The organism is Salipiger sp. PrR007 (assembly GCF_010499845.1).
Classification (GTDB): Bacteria; Pseudomonadota; Alphaproteobacteria; order Rhodobacterales; family Rhodobacteraceae; genus Salipiger; species Salipiger pacificus_A.
Genome location: NZ_JAAGOZ010000097.1, coordinates 1 through 1,695, shown reverse-complemented (window position 1 = coordinate 1,695; position 1,695 = coordinate 1). Strand labels below are relative to the sequence as shown.

The 1,695-nt window shown below is 63.4% G+C and carries 1 protein-coding gene and 1 pseudogene; both read left to right on the top strand.

Annotated features, from left to right (window positions below):
• Positions 1-201 (top strand): annotated as a pseudogene (locus tag G0Q01_RS25600) (hypothetical protein); the annotation flags it as partial.
• 312 nt (positions 202-513) lie between these two features.
• The coding region (repC, locus tag G0Q01_RS25595) for a replication initiation protein RepC (protein WP_164213963.1) at positions 514-1,695 on the top strand (1,182 nt) is incomplete at its 3' end.

The following is a 1,695-nucleotide window of genomic DNA, read 5'->3' as shown; positions in this document are numbered from 1 at the left end:
CGTAGGAGCCGCGTGCGCGTTGGTCGATACGGCCTGCAGGGGGATTTCTACTGGCGAGACAGCAGTCCCTCGGCGCTGCCGGCGGCCTTTGTCGGCGATGAGGGCTGGGGTGAAAGCTGCCCTTACATTTCGCGCCGATCGGTCTTCGTGGACTGGTCGGACTACCAGGGCAACTACGGCTACGAACAGGTGAATTACTAGCGGCCCGTTTGCCGCGCGAGCTCGCGGCTTGCAGAGCGGACCAAAAGAGGCAGGCATGCGTCGCCGCATGCGGCGCTTGGAAAGAAAGGAGCAGTTTCCCCACCCCCCAAATAAGAAACCCCGCGAAGGCGGCAACCTTCACGGGGGAGCTCTTAGAACAAGGATCTGCAAACCCTTGGAAGCAAGCCTCATCACTTGCGACTCTATCAGCCTCCCCCATTGGCAGACAAGGAAAAACGCACCTGTGCGAACGGGGAAATCTTGTCTGGCGCCGCCTCGCCAATACCGGACGAGGAATACAGACCGATGCATATGGCTGAAGCCATTTTAGAGGCCCGACAACACATTTCCTTCCCCTCTTTGCCGCAGGGTATGGAGCGCGACGGCTTCGTTGCGCTGATTGACGCCGTGGCGCCGCTGCTCGGGGTCAGAAGCGCTGCGCTCGCGACCTTCCGCACCATGATCGGCGCCACCCGCCCCCGCGCCTTCAAGAGCGGCGAGGAGGAGCCCTGTTGCTATCTCGCGCAATCCGAGATCGCCAAGAAGCGGAACGTCTCGCCAAGCCGGATCCGGGCCGACGAGGCGCAACTGGTCGCGGCCGGGCTGATCGAGAAGCGCACCATGGGCAACGGCGCGCGCTCGGGCTTTGTCGGATGCGGCGTGTACTTCTCCGTGGCCATCAAGAGGTGCCAGGAGTTCCTGGCGCTCCGCGAGGCGATCGAAGAGGGACGCCGGCAGCACGCGAAGCTGCGCGGGCTTCGCAGCATCCACAAGAAGCACCTGAAGAGTTGCCTCGCTGAGCTGATCGCGGAACACGGGCTGGCGGCCGAGGTTCAAGAAATTGCCGACGCCTTCGAGGCCTGGCCAAGCGCGGACAAGCTGCACCGGATGTCGCTCGAGGAGCTGGAGGCGCATGTCGCCGAGGCTGACGCGCTCTGCACCGCGGCGCTGGATCTGCTGCAAGCGATGTCGGAAACGCACGGTGAACCGCATGAAAACGAGCGGTCCTATATACAAGATACAACTCAAGATTTTAACGAAGTACCTTGTAACGCCAGAGTTGATCATCGGAGCGCGGGCGAGCCCGCGCCCACGAATGTGGAGGACGCCGCGCCGGGCGGCGCGCCGTCTTGCCGAGAAGAAAAGAATGGGGCGGGGGCCGCGGAGCACAAGTCCAAAATCCTCACAAACATCCCGATCCAGACATTCATCCCGCTCGCCTCCGAGGAGATGCGCTTCTACCTCGATGCCCGCCGGCAGGGCCGGGGCGGCTGGTCGAGCTTGCACCTGCATGATTTCACCGTCGCCGCGCTTTGCCGGCTGCCCGAGCTTGGCATCAATCGCTCCGCCTGGGACGATGCGGTGCGGAAGATGGGCGTGGAAGACGCGACCTGGTGCGTGTTCATCCTCGATGCCAAGGCCGGCGATCCCGCGACACCGATCCTCAGCCCAAGTGGGTATCTGCGCGCCATGACGAGGCGACATGAGGAGGGC